General features: G+C 68.8%; 13 protein-coding genes. 6 read left to right on the plus strand and 7 right to left on the minus strand.

From position 1 onward, the window contains the following. Positions 1 to 113: 113 nt before the first annotated feature. The 5 genes from AC1DW3_RS19015 (at position 114) to AC1DW3_RS19035 (ending at position 5066) form a co-directional block, all read left to right on the plus strand. On the plus strand, positions 114 to 617 hold the full coding sequence (locus AC1DW3_RS19015; RefSeq protein ID WP_477933766.1) for a hypothetical protein: 504 nt from the start codon (positions 114 to 116) through the stop codon (positions 615 to 617). Between the two features lie 69 nt (positions 618 to 686). Then, positions 687 to 1802 (plus strand): acyltransferase family protein, encoded by a 1116-nt coding sequence (locus tag AC1DW3_RS19020; protein ID WP_477933768.1) that lies wholly within the window; start codon positions 687 to 689, stop codon positions 1800 to 1802. Beyond that, positions 1799 to 2242, plus strand: coding sequence for a helix-turn-helix transcriptional regulator (locus AC1DW3_RS19025; RefSeq protein WP_477933770.1), 444 nt, complete (start codon positions 1799 to 1801; stop codon positions 2240 to 2242). Before AC1DW3_RS19020 ends, AC1DW3_RS19025 begins: the two co-directional genes overlap by 4 nt. Before the next feature lie 41 nt (positions 2243 to 2283). Then, positions 2284 to 2694, plus strand: a complete 411-nt coding sequence (locus tag AC1DW3_RS19030; RefSeq protein WP_477933772.1) for a VOC family protein — start codon at positions 2284 to 2286, stop codon at positions 2692 to 2694. A gap of 2 nt (positions 2695 to 2696) precedes the next feature. Then, on the plus strand, positions 2697 to 5066 hold the full coding sequence (locus tag AC1DW3_RS19035) for an ATP-binding cassette domain-containing protein (protein ID WP_477933774.1): 2370 nt from the start codon (positions 2697 to 2699) through the stop codon (positions 5064 to 5066). On the opposite strand, the gene AC1DW3_RS19040 is transcribed toward AC1DW3_RS19035, so the two are convergent. Next, positions 5044 to 6711 (minus strand): ATP-binding protein, encoded by a 1668-nt coding sequence (locus tag AC1DW3_RS19040; RefSeq protein ID WP_477933775.1) that lies wholly within the window; start codon positions 6709 to 6711, stop codon positions 5044 to 5046. The genes AC1DW3_RS19035 and AC1DW3_RS19040 overlap by 23 nt on opposite strands. A gap of 8 nt (positions 6712 to 6719) precedes the next feature. Further along, positions 6720 to 7697, minus strand: coding sequence for an ABC transporter substrate binding protein (locus AC1DW3_RS19045; RefSeq protein WP_477933777.1), 978 nt, complete (start codon positions 7695 to 7697; stop codon positions 6720 to 6722). 529 nt (positions 7698 to 8226) lie between these two features. Between AC1DW3_RS19045 and AC1DW3_RS19050 the strand changes: the two genes are divergently transcribed. Next, the gene (locus AC1DW3_RS19050) at positions 8227 to 10338 is read left to right on the plus strand and encodes a TonB-dependent receptor plug domain-containing protein (RefSeq protein WP_477933779.1); all 2112 of its coding nucleotides are present in this window, start codon (positions 8227 to 8229) and stop codon (positions 10336 to 10338) included. Here AC1DW3_RS19050 and AC1DW3_RS19055 read toward each other — a convergent pair. The 5 genes from AC1DW3_RS19055 to AC1DW3_RS19075 form a co-directional block, all read right to left on the minus strand. After that, the gene (locus AC1DW3_RS19055; protein ID WP_477933781.1) at positions 10326 to 11102 is read right to left on the minus strand and encodes a citrate/2-methylcitrate synthase; all 777 of its coding nucleotides are present in this window, start codon (positions 11100 to 11102) and stop codon (positions 10326 to 10328) included. The genes AC1DW3_RS19050 and AC1DW3_RS19055 overlap by 13 nt on opposite strands. Further along, on the minus strand, positions 11099 to 11890 hold the full coding sequence (locus AC1DW3_RS19060) for a citrate synthase family protein (RefSeq protein WP_477933783.1): 792 nt from the start codon (positions 11888 to 11890) through the stop codon (positions 11099 to 11101). Before AC1DW3_RS19060 ends, AC1DW3_RS19055 begins: the two co-directional genes overlap by 4 nt. A gap of 73 nt (positions 11891 to 11963) precedes the next feature. Continuing rightward, entirely contained in the window at positions 11964 to 13796 is a 1833-nt protein-coding gene (locus AC1DW3_RS19065) for a thiamine pyrophosphate-binding protein (protein WP_477933785.1), read from the minus strand. A 313-nt stretch (positions 13797 to 14109) separates the two neighbouring features. Then, on the minus strand, positions 14110 to 15360 hold the full coding sequence (locus AC1DW3_RS19070; RefSeq protein ID WP_477933787.1) for a M20/M25/M40 family metallo-hydrolase: 1251 nt from the start codon (positions 15358 to 15360) through the stop codon (positions 14110 to 14112). A 31-nt stretch (positions 15361 to 15391) separates the two neighbouring features. Continuing rightward, positions 15392 to 16300 carry a DUF6929 family protein gene (locus tag AC1DW3_RS19075; RefSeq protein WP_477933789.1) on the minus strand — a complete coding sequence of 303 codons (909 nt, stop codon included), beginning with the start codon at positions 16298 to 16300 and terminating at the stop codon, positions 15392 to 15394. Between the last annotated feature and the right edge of the window lie 323 nt (positions 16301 to 16623).

The raw sequence follows: 16623 nt of genomic DNA on the forward strand, positions 1-16623 counted from the left end.
CACCGTCAGGCCAGGCGGTGGACAGGAGTTCCCTCGTGTTGGCGCCGCCCTCGGGCGGCGCCCTTTTTTTTGGGGGGCTGCCGAGGGCTCGCGCCTCGGCTAGGCTGCCGGCCATGATGCGCCCTCACCTGCTCGCCGCAGCCTTTGCGCTGTTCGCCACCAGCCCCCTGACCATGGCCGCCCCCATCCCATCCACCGAGCTGAGCTGCCAGTTCCAGGCCACCGCCAAGCCCGACGGGCAGGTGGCGCTGCAGTTCAAGCTGAGCAACACCGGCAAGCGCAGCCTGCACCTGCTGCGCTGGGGCAGCCCCTTCGAGGGCGCCTGGTTCGGCCCCTTCGTCAAGGCCAGCACGGCGCAGGGCGAACTGGCCTTCCAGGGTGCGATGCGCAAGCGCGGCGATCCTTCGGCCGAGGACTATCTGCACCTGCCCGCCGGCCAGAGCCTGAGCGCTGAGCTGACGCTGAACGACGCCTTCGCACTACCGCCCACCGGCGTGCTGCGCCTGAAGGCCAGCTGGCATTGGCATGACGTGATGAGCCGCGGCACACCCCCGCGGCCGCGTGCCCGGCACCAGGGCCTGGACCAGGACTGCGGCGAAGTCACGCTGACACGTTGACTGCACTGACGAACGACACCCGCGCGGGCTGGCGCTACGCTCTCGCCCCTTCGCCGCACACGCTCCCCAATGCACCGCCTTCCCGGCCTCGACCTCCTGCGCAGCATCGCCATCGTCTGGGTGATGTTTTTCCACACCTTCCTCATCGGCGGCCTGGGGCCGGACTGGACCTGGCTGACCCGCTTCGGCTGGGCCGGCGTGGACATCTTCTTCGTGCTCAGCGGTTTCCTGATCGGCTCGCAGCTGCTGCGCACGCTGCAGCGTGGCGAGGCCCTGCGCCTGAGCGATTTCTACTGGCGCAGGGCCTGGCGCATCCTGCCGGCCTTCGCCGTCGTGCTGGCCGTCTATGTCGCCTTCCCCGTGCTGCGCGAAGAGCCGAATCTGGAAGCCTGGTGGCAGTTCGCCAGCTTCACGCTGAACCTGCTGATCGACTACGGCCACAACCAGGCCTTCTCGCACGCCTGGTCGCTGTGCGTGGAAGAGCATTTCTATCTGTGCTTCCCGCTGCTCGCCTGGTGGTTCACGCGCCGGCCCTCGGCGCCACGCTTCATCGGCTTGTGCGCCCTGCTGGTGCTCGGCGGCATCGCGTTGCGCGCCGGCGTCTGGCTGCACAACGACGCCCTCCAGCCGCAGCGCAACTGGTTCATCGAGGACATCTACTACCCGACCTGGATGCGCCTGGACGGCCTGCTGGTGGGCGTCATGCTGGCGACCATCCATGTCTACCGTCCGCAGTGGTGGGCCAGGTTGCAGGCGCGCTCGACGTTGCTGACGGTCGCCGGCCTGGCCACCGCCGCCCTCGCCTTCGCGCTGTTCCGGGAGCGCACCGGCCTCATCGCCAACGCCATCGGCTGGCCGCTGCTGTCCTGGGGCTTCGGCCTGCTGGTGCTGGCCGCCACCTCGCGGCAGGGCTGGCTGGGCCGCTGGGCCGTGCCCGGCGCCGGCTGGCTGGCCGCTGTCTCCTACAGCCTGTATCTCAGCCACAAGCTCGCGATGCACGCCGTCCAGACCTGGATCGCACCCGCGTTGCCGCTGCAGGGGCTGGCCTTGTTCCCGGTCTATGCCGTCGTCATCCTGGCCGTGGGCGCCGCCCTGCACTACCTGGTCGAGAAGCCCGGCCTGCAGCTGCGCGACCGGCTGGCCCGCTCGCCGCGAGCCGTTGAAGCTGGCAGCATGCCGGCATGACGATCCAGCCCGGCTCCGAACTCCATCTGCGCGACCTCGCGCGCCTGCGCCGCGTGCGCGACCGCATCGACCGCGAGTACGCCCAACCCCTGGACGTCGAGGCCCTGGCCCACGGCGTGCACATGTCGGGCGGCCACCTGAGCCGGCAGTTCCGCATTGCCTATGGCGAGTCGGTCTACAGCTATCTGATGACGCGGCGCATCGAGCGCGCGATGGCCCTGCTGCGGCGTGGCGACGTGAGCGTCACCGAGGCCTGCTTCACCGTGGGCTGTTCGTCGCTGGGCACCTTCAGCACCCGCTTCAGCGAGCTGGTGGGCCAATCGCCGAGCGCCTACAAGCGCGACCAGGCCCTGGCCACGCAAGGCATGCCGGCCTGCGTCGCACGCCAGGTGACCAAACCGATCAGGAATCGAGAAGCGCCGCAGGAGAGCGAAACCTAGACTTCTTTCCGTGCCCTAACCACTCTCACGGAGATCCCCAAATGGACATCAGCATTCACTCCAGCTTCCTGCCCCAATCCGACCCGGAAGCGTCGCTGGCCTTCTACCGCGACACCCTCGGTTTCGAGGTGCGCAACGACGTCGGCTACAACGGCCTGCGCTGGATCACGGTCGGCCCGGCCGGCCAGCCCAACACCTCCATCGTGCTGCACCCGCCGGCCGTCACGCCCGGCATCACCGAGGACGAGCGCCGCACCATCAACGAGATGATGGCCAAGGGCACCTTCGGCATGCTGATCCTGGCCACCGCCGACCTGGACAAGACCTTCGCCAAACTGCAGGCCGAGGACGCCGAGATCGTCGAGGAGCCGACGATGCAGCCCTATGGCGTGCGTGACTGCGCGGTGCGCGACCCCGCAGGCAATCTGCTCCGCATTCAAGAGCGTCGCTGAGCATGGGAGGCGCTGACAACCACGACCGCATCCGCGTCCAGGGCGCGCGCGAGAACAACCTCAAGGATGTCAGCGTCGACATCCCCAAGCGGCGGCTGACGGTGTTCACCGGCGTGTCGGGCTCGGGCAAGAGCTCTCTCGTCTTCGGCACCATCGCGGCGGAGTCGCAGCGCCTCATCAACGAGACCTACAGCGCCTTCGTGCAGGGCTTCATGCCGACACTGGCGCGGCCCGAGGTGGACGTGCTGGAGGGCATCACCACGGCCATCATCGTCGACCAGGAGCGCATGGGCGCCAACGCCCGCTCCACGGTCGGCACGGCGACCGACGCCAACGCCATGCTGCGCATCCTGTTCAGCCGCGTCGGCAAGCCCCACATCGGCCCGCCCAGCGCCTTCGCCTTCAATGTGCCGTCGGTGCAGGCCACCGGCGTCATCACCGTCGACAAGGGCGGCGCCAGCAAGGCCGTCAAGCAGACCTTCTCGCGCACCGGCGGCATGTGCCCGCGCTGCGAAGGCATGGGCTCGGTGTCGGACTTCGACCTCGACCAGCTGTTTGATGCCAGCAAGTCCCTCAACGGCGGCGCCATCAACATCCCCGGCTACAGCATGGAAGGCTGGTATGGCCGCATCTTCCGCGGCTGTGGCTTCTTCGACCCCGACAAGCCCATCGCCAAGTTCACCAAGCGCGAGCTGCACGACCTGCTGCACAAGGAAGCGACCAAGATCAAGGTCGACGGCATCAACCTGACCTATGCCGGCCTGATCCCGTCGATCCAGAAGTCGTTTTTGTCCAAGGACGTCGACGCACTGCAGCCGCATATCCGCGCCTTCGTCGACCGCGTCATCACCTTCCAGACCTGCCCCGAATGCCACGGCACGCGGCTCAGCGAGGCGGCACGGTCCTGCAAGATCGGCAAGCACAGCATCGCCGACGCCTGCGCCATGCAGATCAGCGACCTGGCCGACTGGGTGCGAGGGCTGAAGGGCGCCGAAGTCGCGCCGCTGCTGAAGGCACTGGGCCATCTGCTCGACGCCTTCGGCGAGATCGGCCTGGGCTATCTGTCGCTGGACCGGCCGACCGGCACACTGTCGGGCGGCGAGGCCCAGCGGGTGAAGATGATCCGCCACCTCGGCTCGTCGCTGACCGACGTCAGCTATGTCTTCGACGAGCCCACCACCGGCCTGCACCCGCACGACATCCAGCGCATGAACGGCCTGCTGCGGCGCCTGCGCGACAAGGGCAACACCGTCCTCGTCGTCGAGCACAAGCCCGAGGTCATCGCGATTGCCGACCATGTCGTCGACCTCGGGCCCGGCGCCGGTGCGGCGGGTGGAGAGGTGGTCTTTGAGGGCTCGGTCGCCGGCCTGCGCAAGAGCGGCACGCTGACCGGCCGGCATCTGGACGACCGCGCAGCGTTGAAAGACAAGCTGCGAAAGCCCGCTGGCGCGCTGAAGATTCGCGGCGCCATCACGCACAACCTGCAGAAGGTCAATGTCGACATTCCGCTGGGCGTGCTCTGCGTCGTCACCGGCGTGGCCGGCTCGGGCAAGAGCTCGCTGATCCATGGCTCGGTGTCCAAGCTGGACGGCGTCGTCGCCATCGACCAGGCCGCCATCCGCGGCTCGCGGCGCAGCAACCCGGCCACCTACACCGGCCTGCTCGACCCCATCCGCAGCGCCTTCGCCAAGGCCAATGGCGTCAAGCCCGCGCTGTTCAGCGCCAACTCCGAGGGCGCCTGCCCGACCTGCAACGGCAATGGCCTGATCTTCACGGACCTGGGGCCCATGGCCACGGTGTCGACCGTTTGCGAGGACTGCGGCGGCAAGCGCTTCCAGAACGCGGTGCTCGAGTACAAGCTGGGTGGCAAGGACATCAGCGAGGTGCTGGCCATGTCGGTGGCCGAGGCGGCGGCGTTCTTCGCCAAGCTCACGCCCGCTGCGCATGCGATTCTGGAAAGGCTGTCAGACGTCGGCCTGGGCTATCTCAGCCTCGGCCAGCCGCTGACCACCCTGTCGGGCGGCGAACGCCAGCGCCTCAAGCTCGCCACGCAGATGGCAGAAAAGGGCGACGTCTATGTCCTGGACGAGCCTACCGCCGGCCTGCATCTGGCCGATGTGGCGCAACTGCTCGGCCTGCTGGACCGGCTCGTGGACGCCGGCAAGTCCGTCATCGTCATCGAGCACCACCAGGCCGTCATGGCGCATGCCGACTGGATCATCGACCTGGGGCCGGGCGCCGGGCATGACGGCGGCAAGGTCGTCTTTGAAGGGACGCCAGCGGCGCTCATCAAAGCGCGGTCGACGCTGACCGGCGAGCACCTGGCGGACTACGTCGGCGCGAAAGCGCTCAAACCTGCACGGGCACGCTGATCTCGAACCAGAACCGGCTGCCCTGGGCCAGCCGACTCTCCAGCTGGATCTCGCCGCCCATCATGCGCACCAGCTGGCGGCTGATGGCCAGGCCCAGACCGGTGCCGCCGACGCGCTGCTCGGCACTGCCGGCCTGCTCGAAGGGCTCGAACAGGCGTGCGGCCTGGTCTTCGGCGATGCCGACGCCGGTGTCCTGCACTTCGAAGCACAGTCGCACATGGCCCGGCTCCGTGTCGGCCAACGGTGGCAGTGCACGCACCATCAGCAGCACGCCCCCCACGTGGGTGAACTTGACCGCATTGCCCAGCAGGTTCAACAGGATCTGGTTGAGCCGCTTCTCGTCGGCCAGCACGACGGCCGGCAGATTGGCGTCGTGCTGGAGATCCAGCGTGATGTGCTTGTCCTCGGCCATCACGCGCACGATGTCGACGACGGCCTGCAGGCGCGGGACGAGCTCGACGGGGCCGATGCGCAGCTCAGCCTTGCCGGCCTCGATGCGCGACAGGTCCAGGATGTCGACGATCAGCGTCAGCAGGTGCTGGCCGCTGCTGTGGATGATGTCCAGGCCATTGCGCTGTTTGGGCGTCAGGCCGTTGTCCATCTTCAGGATCTGCGCATAGCCCATGACGGCGTTCAGCGGCGTGCGCAGCTCATGGCTCATGCGCGCCAGGAACTGGCTCTTGGCGCGGCTGGCGATCTCGGCGCGCTCCTTGGCGTCGCTGAGTTCCAGCGTGCGCTCGCGCACCAGATCCTCGAGGTGGTCGCGGTGGGCGCCGAGTTCGGTCTCGCGTTCCTGCAGCGCCGTGATCATGCGGTTGAAGGTCTCGGCCATCGCCGCGATGTCGCGCGGGCCGCCCGCCGGCGCGCGGGCGTCGCTGTCGCCAAGCTCCACCCTCTCCATGGCCTGGGACAAGGCACCCAGCGGCCGCGTGAGCCGCAGGATCAGGAAGCGCACCGCCAGCAGGAAGACCGTCGCGAACAGCACGGCCACGCCGAAGTTGGCGAGGAAGAGCGAGGCCTGGGTGCGGTGCAGCGTCGCCTTGCTCAGCACGATGCGCACATGGCCCAGCAACTGGGCCGGGCGCAGGGTCACGTCAAAGGGGGAGGCCTCGGGGCGGGTCCAGACCGGCGCGGCGAAGGCCCAGCTGTCCTCGGTCTCCTGATCGAGCCAGGGCTCGCTGGCCGCGGGGTCAGGCGTTGCCGGCGACGTCGCCGTGGGCAGGCGGTCCCGTTCGGGGCCGAGCGCCAGCAGCAGCCGGCCCTTGGTGTCGCGGATCTCGATGCCCATCACATCCGGGAAGGCCAGCGATGCGCGCACAGCCTCCTCCGCGTTGTCGGCTGCGGCATAGAGCAGGGCCAGCGAGCTGTTGGATGCCAGGTTGGCCGCGACGCGCCCCCCCTGCTCCATCAGCATGGCCCGCACCTGGCGGCCGCCCTGCCAGGCGTTGACGGCGGCCATCAGCAGGGCCAGGCAGAGGGTGCCCAGCGCGACGGCCACGGTCAGATGGCGGCGAAAGGAGGTTTCCCTGAGCCAGCGTGCGTAGACGCGCAGCGGCCAGGGGCGCTGCGGCGGCGGGGCCAGGGGCACGCGCTCATCCCGGAGGATGGCGGGTGGCTGGCTGTCCAGTGGAAGGGGTGGCGTCAAGCTGGGCCTCAGCTGGTGGGGTAGACCAGATCGAATCCCGACTGCACCGAGGCGACGTCAAGCCCCAGGTGCGCGGCGGTACGGATGTTGATGGCGGCCCGCGCCTGGCGCAACGGCAGCACGCCGGCCACGCCCGTCTTGGGGCTGGCGGCCAGGCGCTGCGCCGACACGGCCAGCGAGCGCCCAAGTTCGTGGTTGTCCGGGTAGAGGGAAAACAGCGCACCGCGCTTCACATGGGCCAGGTGGCTGGAGAACACGGCGATGTTGCGGTTCCAGCCCTCCTTCAGCACCAGCGTGAGCACGACGTTGTCGTCCACCGTCGTCGGGTCCTGCGGCAGCCAGACGGCGTCGCGGGCGGCATCGGCCGAGGCCAGCAGCTGCGAGTAGGCGCGCAGGGCCTCGGCCTGGTCGGCGGCCTCCTGGGCCAACAGCTCCAGGCCTTCGGCGCGCGCCGCCTCCCGCGCCAGCTTCACCAGCCAGGCATTCAGCTTGGGGTCGTAGACCAGATGCACGCGCCGCGTGCCCGGCTTCAGGCGCTTGAGCCGCGCCAGCAGCAGCGCCGGGTCGGGCGCCAGCGTGTGGATGGGGAAGCTGCGCGCCTCCGATTCCTGCACCGACACGACGCAGCCCACCATCACCGCCAGCTCATCCGCCAAGGCAGCCGCGACGCGCATGCCGCCACGACCCAGGCCAATCAGCACCTTGACGTCGCGCTTGCGCACATCGTCGGCGACCTGCGCCGGGCTGGCGTTGTTGGCGATCGCAAAGCTCGTCACCGCACCTCCCAGCTTGTCCTCTATGCCTTCGATGATGCTCGTGAAGACCTGGCGGAAGGGGTCACCCAGCTCCGGGTAGACGACCACCAGTTGCCGCCCGAGCTCGGCCGCGGATGCGCCGCCGCCACCGGCCAACGCCATGGCACCGCCCAAGGCCTGTCGCAACAGGGCGCGGCGCGTGGCTTGGACGGGGCAAACGGGCTCAGTCAAGGAAAGCGTGTTGGATGGAGGCGCATTGAGGGGCAGGAGGGGTGGGCGGCATTATGCAAAGGGGCCGGGTTCAGAACCGGACCATGGCCTGCACATGAGTGGCCCGCGGGTAGACCGGCAGATCGTTGACGATGCCACCGCCGCAGCGGCTGGCGCGTGCCGGCCGCGATGCTCACCGAGCGCCGGTCGCTGCGGGCGATGGGCAGTCCGTCTTCGTCGGTCTGCGCGGCGGCATGGCCGGGCGCCGAGGCCCATGCGATGGCCGCACCGGCAAGCACCCGTCGCCGCAAGATGCGGCAAGTGGCTTGGGGCGGGCAACCAGGGGGCAATCAAATCGGCTTCAGGGGCACGGCAACGCCGGGCGCGGCGTGCGGCATTATGCAGACGCCCCCAGCCCCGACAGCCCTGTGGCGCCGCTTGTCGGGCAGAGTTCACGAAGCGCCACGATCCCCTGCCACAAGCCTCCTGGCACCACCGCGGCGACAGCACAATACGCGCCCATTCACCGCCCTCGTCGGAGAAGCTGGCAATGAGACCTTTCCTTGGTTTGGTGATTCTGGGTAGCGCCTGCTGGACGGCAGGGCTGCCGGTCGCTTTCGCGCAGGCACCGAGCGAAGAGGAAGAACTGGCGCAGATCTACGGCGACAAGACCACCATCAGCATCGCCACCGGCACCGCCCAGACCTTGCGGCGCGCGCCTGCGGTTGCCACCGTCATCACCGCCCAGGACATCGCGGCCATGGGCGCCGCCGACCTGGATGAGGTGCTGGAGACCGTGCCGGGCCTGCATGTGAGCCGCGCCAACGGCGCCTACTCGCCGCAATACCTGATCCGCGGCGTGRCCAGCGACTTCAATCCGCAGGTGCTGATGCTGCAGAACGGCGTGCCCATGACCACGCTGTATGTCGGCAGCCGCGGCATCATCTGGGGCGGCTTGCCGCTGCAGAACATCGCGCGCATCGAGATCATCCGCGGCCCGGGCTCGGCGCTGTACGGCGCCGACGCGTACTCGGGTGTCATCAACATCATCACCAAGAGCGGCCAGGACATCCAGGGCACCGAACTGGGCCTGCGTGCCGGCTCGTTCAACACGACAGACGCCTGGCTGCAGCACGGCGGCAAGCTGGGAGCGCTGGACCTGGCGGCCTTCCTGCGCGTGGGGCGCAGCGACGGCTTCAGACGCATCGTCGAGTCGGACGCGCAGACCGGCCTGGACGCTGTCTTCGGCACCCGGGCCAGCTTGGCGCCGGGGCCGGTCAACACGGCCTATCACGCCGTCGATGGTGGCCTGGAGCTGGGTTACGGCAAGTGGCGGCTGCATGCCGGCTACAAGGACCGCCGCGACGTGGGCACGGGCGCGGGCATCGCGGGCGCCCTCGACCCCGTGGGGCGGATGGGATCCCAGCGAAAAGTCCTGGATACCGGTGTCAACGACGTCGACCTGGCGCCGGGCTGGCGCCTGAGCGCGAACGCCAGCTATCTGCACTACACGCAGAAACTGTCGGTGCCGGTCCAGCTGTTCCCGCCCGGCGCTTTTGGCGGCTCGTTCCCGAACGGCGTGTTCGGTTCGCCCAACACCTGGGAACGGCAGCTGCGCGCCTCCGCGGCCGTCAGCTACAGCGGCTGGGCCGGCCACCAATGGCGCATGGGCCTGGGCCACGATGACCTGAATCTCTACCGCACCCGGGAGTTCAGGAATTTCAACGTCATCACTTCTGGGCCTCTCACCGGCGTGCCGGTGCCCACGCCAGGTGGCCAGCTCATCGAGGCGCCGGTGAACGACTCCTTCCTGGCGCCGCACCAGCGCCGCGTCGACTACGCCTACGTCCAGGACGAATGGAGCTTCGCGCCCGACTGGACATTGACGGCCGGCGTCCGGCAGGACCGCTATTCCGATTTCGGGCGCACCACCAACCCGCGCGTCGCGCTGGTGTGGGATGCGAGCCTGGACCTCACCGCCAAGCTGCTTTACGGCAGCGCGTTCCGGGCGCCATCGCTCAACGAGCAGTACGGCGTCAACCCGGTGGCCAGCGGCAATGCGGCCATCAGGCCCGAAACCATGCGCACCGTCGAAGCGGCGCTGCAATGGCATGCCAGCCGCGAGCTGCAGCTGAACTTCAATGTCTTCCGTTACGAGATGGGAGACATCATCAAGACCACCCCCAACCCGGCGCCCGTGCCCGGCGCGACCTTCCGCAACGCCGGCTCGCAGCATGGCACCGGCGCCGAAGTGGAGTGGGTGTGGGACGCGCGGCGCGACCTGCGCTTTGCCGGCAGCTATGCCTACCAGCGCTCCATCGACGAGCTCAACCGCACCGACGCCGGCTATGCGCCGCACCAGCACCTGAACGCCCGGCTCGACTGGTCGTTCGCGGGCGGCTCCACGCTCAGCGGGCGGGTCAACCATGTGGGCGACCGCGTGCGCGCGTTCGGGGACGCGCGGCCCAACCTGCGCGGCTACACGACGCTGGACGTGAGCCTGAGGGCGCCGCTCGCCAAGACGGGCTGGGAGCTGTCCTTCGCGCTGCTGAACGCCTTCGACGCCGACGTGCGCGAGCCCAGCCTGCCCAGCGCCGGCATCGCCAACGACCTGCCGATGGCGGGCCGCTCGCTGTCGGCCCAGGCGAGTTATCGCTTCTGAGGCCACGGCCGCTTGGCCGTTCCTTCGTAGGCGATGTGCTCGCAGGACAGCGGGAACAGAGCGCCCGCCGGTCGTTCGGCCGCCTCGATGAAGCAAGGCGTCATGCCCGCCAGCAGCATCGGCACCTGGAAATGGTGGAACTCGGTGACCGACAGGCCCAGGTCTGCGGCCAACCCGGCGGTGAACGCCGCGTAGTTCATCTTCAAGCGCGCGTCGCGCGCCACCAGCAGGCGCTCGACCTCGTGCGCCAGGGCCAGGTGCGGTCCGTCGGCCAGCCCTTGTTCACGCGCAATGCCCAGCAACCAGGGCAGGCGCTCGTCGGTCGAATGGATCGGCCGGCCGTAGCCATAGATGCGGCGCTGAGCCAGCTCCTGCTGAACGATGTCAGCCAGCGACTCACCCGCGCCAACGCGGCGCTGCGCGCCGGTCAGGAAGTCGATGGCGCGCACGCAGGGATGTCCGCCGTAGACCGTCGCCTCCGACATGCCGAGCGCGGCCGAGATGCCCAGCGCCGGCGTGCTGCGCGCGCTGCCCGCCAGTGCCGCGACGCGGTTGTTCCACAGGCGCGCGTCGGGGTAGCTGGTGCAGACCCACATCGCATGCAGCAGCTTCAGCGCGGCGGCGTCGAAACGCCGGCCGGTGATCGACAGCATGTAGAGCTCGACCCAGTCTGCGTGGCGCAGATCCTGGTGCAGGTCTTGCCCGAGGAAGACGGCGCGCGTGCCGACGAAGGCCTTGCCGGCGCGTGTCTGCAGAGGCTTCATGCGGCCACCTGTTCGGCGGGATCGTTCAACAGGTCCAGCTCGAAAAAGGGGAACTGCTTGGGACCGATGCCGCGCTGCTCCAGCGCGTGCGCCGCGGCGCCGGGCAGGCGCAGCAGCAGGAAGAGCATCTCGCCCTGCTCCGGCGTGAAGCCGAGGTCGGCGAGCGCGGTGGCGGCAACGCCCGTCATCGCCAAGGGCGCGCCGGCGGCAGCTTCCAGTGCGGCCTGTTGCTTCACCAGCCAGGCGCAACGCTGGCTGGCTGCGTTGCTTGCCAGGTGCGCAAGCAGGTGCCGAGCCAGCGGCGCCATGCAATCGGCATGTGCGTCGAAGCCGGGCGGGTGGTCGCATTCGGGCCAGATGCTGGCCACCGAGGCCTCGGTCTGGCCAAGGGTCTGCGTCCATTGCGCCAGGTCGGTTCCGCAGCGCTGCCAGAGCTGCATCGCATGGAAGACCTCGCGAGCGCCGCCCTGCCGGCCGGCGCCTACCGCCAGCGCGGCCATCAGGCTGGCAGCAGCCGTCGAGCCGCCGGTGCCGGCGCACATCGACGCATGCACCGACGGGTCGCGCGGCCCGGGGTTGGCCAGGGCAAGCGCCAGGTCCTCCAGCAAGGCCGCCTGTGCCGGCTCCGGCGCTTCGCCGCGGAACAGCAGGAAAAGCATCTCCACCCAGCGCGCCTGCCCCAGCATCTCGCCGTAGACGTCATAGCCGTGGCAGTAGGCGGCGCGCGTGGCGAAGGCGTTGCCGGGCTCGGGCTCCTCCAGCCAGATGCGGGTGTGGACCTGACTCATTGGTGCACCCTTCGGCCTGCGGCCTGTCCCGCCAGGCGGGAACGAGCTTGCTTGGGGCGGCCCGGCGCGGCGCTCATCGCGCCGTGCCCAGCGTCTTCATGCGCAGGTTCATCGGCGGCACTTCCTCGCCGTCGATGCGGATGTCCAGCAGCGTCGGCCCTTGGCGCGACAGCAGCGCGTCGAAGTCCAGCGCGTCCAGGTCCTGCGGCGAGCGGATCACATGGCCGGGGATGCCCATGGCCGCGGCCATCATGGCGAAGTCGACCTTGGGCAACTGGAAGCCGATGGGCTCGGCGCCCGCCAGGCGCTGGCCATGCTTGACCATGCCGAGCGCACCGTCATTCAGCACCACATAAAGCACCGGCAGGCCCAACTCGGCGGCCACCGTGATTTCCTGGCCATTCATCAGATAGCTGCCGTCGCCGGTCAGGCAGACGACCGGGCAGCGACGATTCGCCATCGCGATGCCGACGGCCGAGCCGATCGCCCAGCCCATGGGGGCGAAGTCCATCGTCACGCGCAGCCAGCTGGAGCTGCGGGTGCGCCTTTCCTTGCCGGAGGGCAGATAGGCGCCGCCGGGCATGCGGGCGCGCTGGTCGTGCGGCGCCAGATAGTGCACCGCCCAGGCGGCGCTGTTGCCGGCGTCAGCCACGAAGCGCGTCTGCGGCGGGCAGCGCTCGGAAAGCGTGGCCAGCAGGCGCTGCGGCTTCACCGGCGCGCTGTCGCTGTGGATGGCTTCGGGGTTGTCGACCATGGCCTCGTAGGCCTGGCGCGCCATCTGCGGGTGCAGGAAGGGCAGCAGCGTCGCGTCCTGCGGCGAGTTGAGCAGCGCGATCAGCTGCTCGCAGACCGACTTGATGTGGCCGCGCACATGCAGCCGCGCCATCTGCGAGCGCATCAGGTTCTCGTCGCTGTCGTCGACGTGGACGAGGCGGCTGTTCAGCAGCGCGGCCGACCAGCCCCCGCTGTTGAACTCGCCAAAGCCCGTACCCAGCGCGATGACGAGGTCGGGCTCGCTCGACAGCAGCTCGGCAGCGCTGGCGTGGCCACCGAAGCCGAAAACGCCACGGAAACGCGGGTGGCGCGGGTTGATGAAGCCCTTGCCGTCGGGCGTCGTGATGAAGCTGCCTTCTGTGCGCTGCACCAGCTGCATCAGCTCGTTGGCGGCATCGCCACAACCATCKCCGATCAGCCAGACCGGTTGGCGGGCCGAGAACAGCAGGCGCGCGAGCTGGCGCACGGCGGGCAGGTCCACCATGGCCGGCGCGCGACGCAGCAAGCCAGCGAAGTCTGGGGTTTCCATGTCGCTGGAAATAGGCTCGCGCAGGATGTCCACCGGGATGGACAGATGGCTGGGGCCACTGGGCGCACGCTGCGCCTGCATCAGCGCGTTGAAGAGCTTGGTGGGCAGCTGCTCGGCGTGCGAAACCAGGGAGTTGTAACGCGTGCAGGGGCGGAACATCGCCATCGTGTTGATGCCCGTGCAGCTCGATTCCTGCAGCGCGCCCTTGCCGAAGTTCTTGATCGGCGGCTGGCCGGTGATGACCAGCATGGGCACGTTGTTGTCATAGGCGCAGGCCACGCCCGTGATCAGGTTGGTGGCACCCGGCCCCGAGGTGGCGATGCAGACGCCGATGCGGCCAGTCTCGCGGGCATAGCCGTCGGCCATATAGGCCGCGCCCTGTTCGTTGCGGGCCACGACGGCCTGCGGGCCGCCGCGGCGGGCGCTGCGCGCCAGCGCGTTGTAGAGGGGTTCGATGGCGCCGCCGGGTACGCCGAAGACATATTCGACACCCAGCGCGGCCAGCGCGTCGACGAGCAGATCGGCCGCATCGCGCACGGCAGGTTCGCGGGCCGCGTCAGGAACGTCGGCATAGAACGGAGCGAGAGCAGTATTTGATTCCACGGTGCAGCAGTCGTAGGACACCGCACCGGACGGCTGCATGGCGCTGCCAGAGCGCCTTGCACCTGCTTGTCGGCACGACATCGGGAAGGATTGATCCACCCACGGTGGACCCCGAACGGCCGACGGGCAGACACCCGTACGACCTCGCTCCTCCCTGTGTGCGCTTAGGTGCCCCTGGCGCTGACTACACCTGGCCCTGCAACATCTCGTGCCCGCGCATGAATGCGGTTAGCAACCGCGCAGTGGGGCGAACTGTATCCAATTGATACATTTGCTACATCCCCGCGAATGCGGGCGGCAGGACATCACAGGGTCAGGGCTTGACCCGGGCCCCCGTAAGTTGCGCGACAGCTGCGAGTGTTGTCTGTGCCGCGTTGAGGCCGAGCAGGAAGTCCTTGTCCGAGTAGGTCGCATACAGGTCGGTGGGCTGGTGCCAGTGCGGGTTCCAGCCCGCGCCGATCTGCATGCCACGCTCGTTCTCGCGCACCGAGATGGCCGGCACAACGTCCATGAAGGGCGTCGAATCGGTATTGGTCATGCGGTTGCCAACAGCGGCCGGATAGTCGGTTGCGTACTTCTCGTTGGCGGCGCGCAGGGCCCAGGCCAGCTTGGCGGCGCCGTCCGTCTGTTTGGCATTGACCTGGAACTCGATGTTGACGTCGGCCTCGGCGCGCTGCTCCTTGGGCGCCGTGTAGACCGGCTGGCCACGGGCGTCCAGCACCGGCTTGCCGGCGGCGTCGAGTTTCGGGACCGGCATGCCGTGGTCGAACATCAGCATGTCGTGCTGGATCATGCCCAGCCACTTCGGCTCCGGGTACTGACCGGAGCCCTTGGGCGATTCGATCCCCTGCAGCGCCTGGCGTTGGGCCACATAGGCATAGGCGCCGTTCAGGCCGGTCTCCTCGTTGTTCCAGAGGATGAAGCGGATGGAGCGCTCCGTCGTCACGCCAGGCGCGCTGAAGATGCGCGCCAGTTCCATGACGAGGGCCGTGCCCGAGCCGTCGTCGTTGGCCGCCTCGCCAAAGCCGATGCCGTCCATGTGGGCGGAGACGATGTACATCTCGTCGGGCCGGGTGGTGCCGACCTTGGTGCAGTAGACGCTCTCGCGCGGCGAGGTGCCGAGCGGCGTCTGCTCGGTGTTCAGTGCGCGCAGCTTCTCGTCGGGCTGGGCCATCGGGTCCATGTTCACGCCGATGGGGGCACGCTTGCCGAACAGCGTGCCGCCGCCCTGCGCCGCCGGGCCGGCTGCGCGCACGGGTTGCAGTTGCACCGGGCCGCGCTTGACCGGCTCGGTGAAGTCATAGCGCAGCCGCTCGGTGTTCGTACAGCCGTAGCTCTTGAGCTGGGCCTCGATCCAGTCCAGCGCCGCCCGGTTGCGCGCCGTGCCCTGGCGGCGGTCGCCGAACTGGGTCAGGCCCTTGATGGTGGCCTTGTACTTCTCCAGTTCAAGCTGGTTGACGAGCGGGGCGACGGGGTCGGCCGCATCGACGGGCTGCAACTGGGCAAAGGCAGTCACGCAGGCTGTGGCCAGCGCGGCGGCAACGAATACGTTCTTGGCAGTCATGATGGGAAGCGTGGAGTCGGGTGCCGCGATCCTAGTCAATGGCCAGCGTCGCCGAGAGCAGCAGCGCGGGCTCGTCGCGGTCGTCCGGGTCGGTCACCAGCAGCAGCTGCAGAACACCGTTCTCGACGATCACCGCGATGCCCTCGGCCTTGCATCGCAGGGACAACGGCCACACGCCAAGCAAGCGCCCATCGGCCGCGACGACACCGACCGCCGATCCCCCGCATGGGCCATCCAGATAGCTGTCATCCGTGGCCTCCGCCGCCGCGCAGAACACCCAGCCGCCGCCTGGCAAGGCGGCGCCATCGGTGAAGCACAGTGGCACGCCGTCGATGTCGCCGAGGTCATAGGACGTGCTGTTGAGCGGCCCCGGCGCGGGCGAGGTGCCGCTCAACCAGGCTTGAACGGCCGGCCAGTCGAAGGCGATCAACACATTGGCCGCGTCGGCCGAATTGCCCCGTTGCAACAGGCAGAAGCTGCCAGCGCTGACAAAGGCCCCTTCGATGTTGAGTTTTTCGTGCTCTGCGTGCAGCGGCTCGTACAAGGACGCCAGGTCAATCTCGCGGACGGTGGCCTGAAGATCGCCCGCCTCGTCAAGCGCCAGCAACGCGGCGCGATGACGCTGCGGCCGCGACCCCGAGCCCAGCGCCAGCAGCGCGCCATGCGGGCAGCCATGAAACGGAGGCAATTGCGCCAGTGCCTCCAGGTCAGGTTTGGCCGCCTTGCGGGCCTTGGGCTTGCCAGGCAATTCGCCGTCGAAGAGCCGGTGCAGCCGGCCGGCGCGCTCACCCGTGGCGTCAAAGACAGCCAGCGTGTGCTCGTCGTCGGCCACGACGAACAGCCACTGCCCCACCCGAACCAAGCTGCTGGCTGCGCTGAGGTGGCCCAGAGCGGCATCCGTCTCCACGGACAGGGTTCGGACGACTCGGACCTCCAGCATGGCGAATCTCCCGGCAAAACATGCGAGCGATGCTAGCGGCGCCGGGAGAGCAGCGTTGACGCCGGGACCGAGGCCGCGACGCCAGCTAGGGCGTCTGGCTAGAACCGGTGAGCAGCGGTTGCGCCTTGAGGGGCGGCTCTCGGCCAGAGCTGCCGTCGATGGGCGACGCCTTTGTGGCTGTACATTGACGCCGCTCTGGCATCAGGGGCCCACCCAAGAACCCCTCCGATCCGCCTGCGCTGTTTCTGCCTAAGCCCTGCAGGCAGTCCACGCGCAGCCATGGCGCCGCGTCGGGTGAATCTTCGAGGACATCTCTTGCTTTC

The sequence above is a fragment of the Roseateles sp. P2_H4 genome (assembly GCF_056403315.1).

What these genes read in the sequence shown, in the direction of transcription:
- AC1DW3_RS19030 (WP_477933772.1), top strand. Translation starts at nt 2,284, where the DNA reads ATGGACATCAGCATTCACTCCAGCTTCCTGCCCCAATCCGACCCGGAA.
- AC1DW3_RS19015 (WP_477933766.1), top strand. Translation starts at nt 114, where the DNA reads ATGATGCGCCCTCACCTGCTCGCCGCAGCCTTTGCGCTGTTCGCCACC.
- AC1DW3_RS19075 (WP_477933789.1), bottom strand. Translation starts at nt 16,300, where the DNA reads ATGCTGGAGGTCCGAGTCGTCCGAACCCTGTCCGTGGAGACGGATGCC.
- AC1DW3_RS19035 (WP_477933774.1), top strand. Translation starts at nt 2,697, where the DNA reads ATGGGAGGCGCTGACAACCACGACCGCATCCGCGTCCAGGGCGCGCGC.
- AC1DW3_RS19020 (WP_477933768.1), top strand. Translation starts at nt 687, where the DNA reads ATGCACCGCCTTCCCGGCCTCGACCTCCTGCGCAGCATCGCCATCGTC.
- AC1DW3_RS19025 (WP_477933770.1), top strand. Translation starts at nt 1,799, where the DNA reads ATGACGATCCAGCCCGGCTCCGAACTCCATCTGCGCGACCTCGCGCGC.
- AC1DW3_RS19055 (WP_477933781.1), bottom strand. Translation starts at nt 11,102, where the DNA reads ATGAAGCCTCTGCAGACACGCGCCGGCAAGGCCTTCGTCGGCACGCGC.
- AC1DW3_RS19060 (WP_477933783.1), bottom strand. Translation starts at nt 11,890, where the DNA reads ATGAGTCAGGTCCACACCCGCATCTGGCTGGAGGAGCCCGAGCCCGGC.
- AC1DW3_RS19070 (WP_477933787.1), bottom strand. Translation starts at nt 15,360, where the DNA reads ATGACTGCCAAGAACGTATTCGTTGCCGCCGCGCTGGCCACAGCCTGC.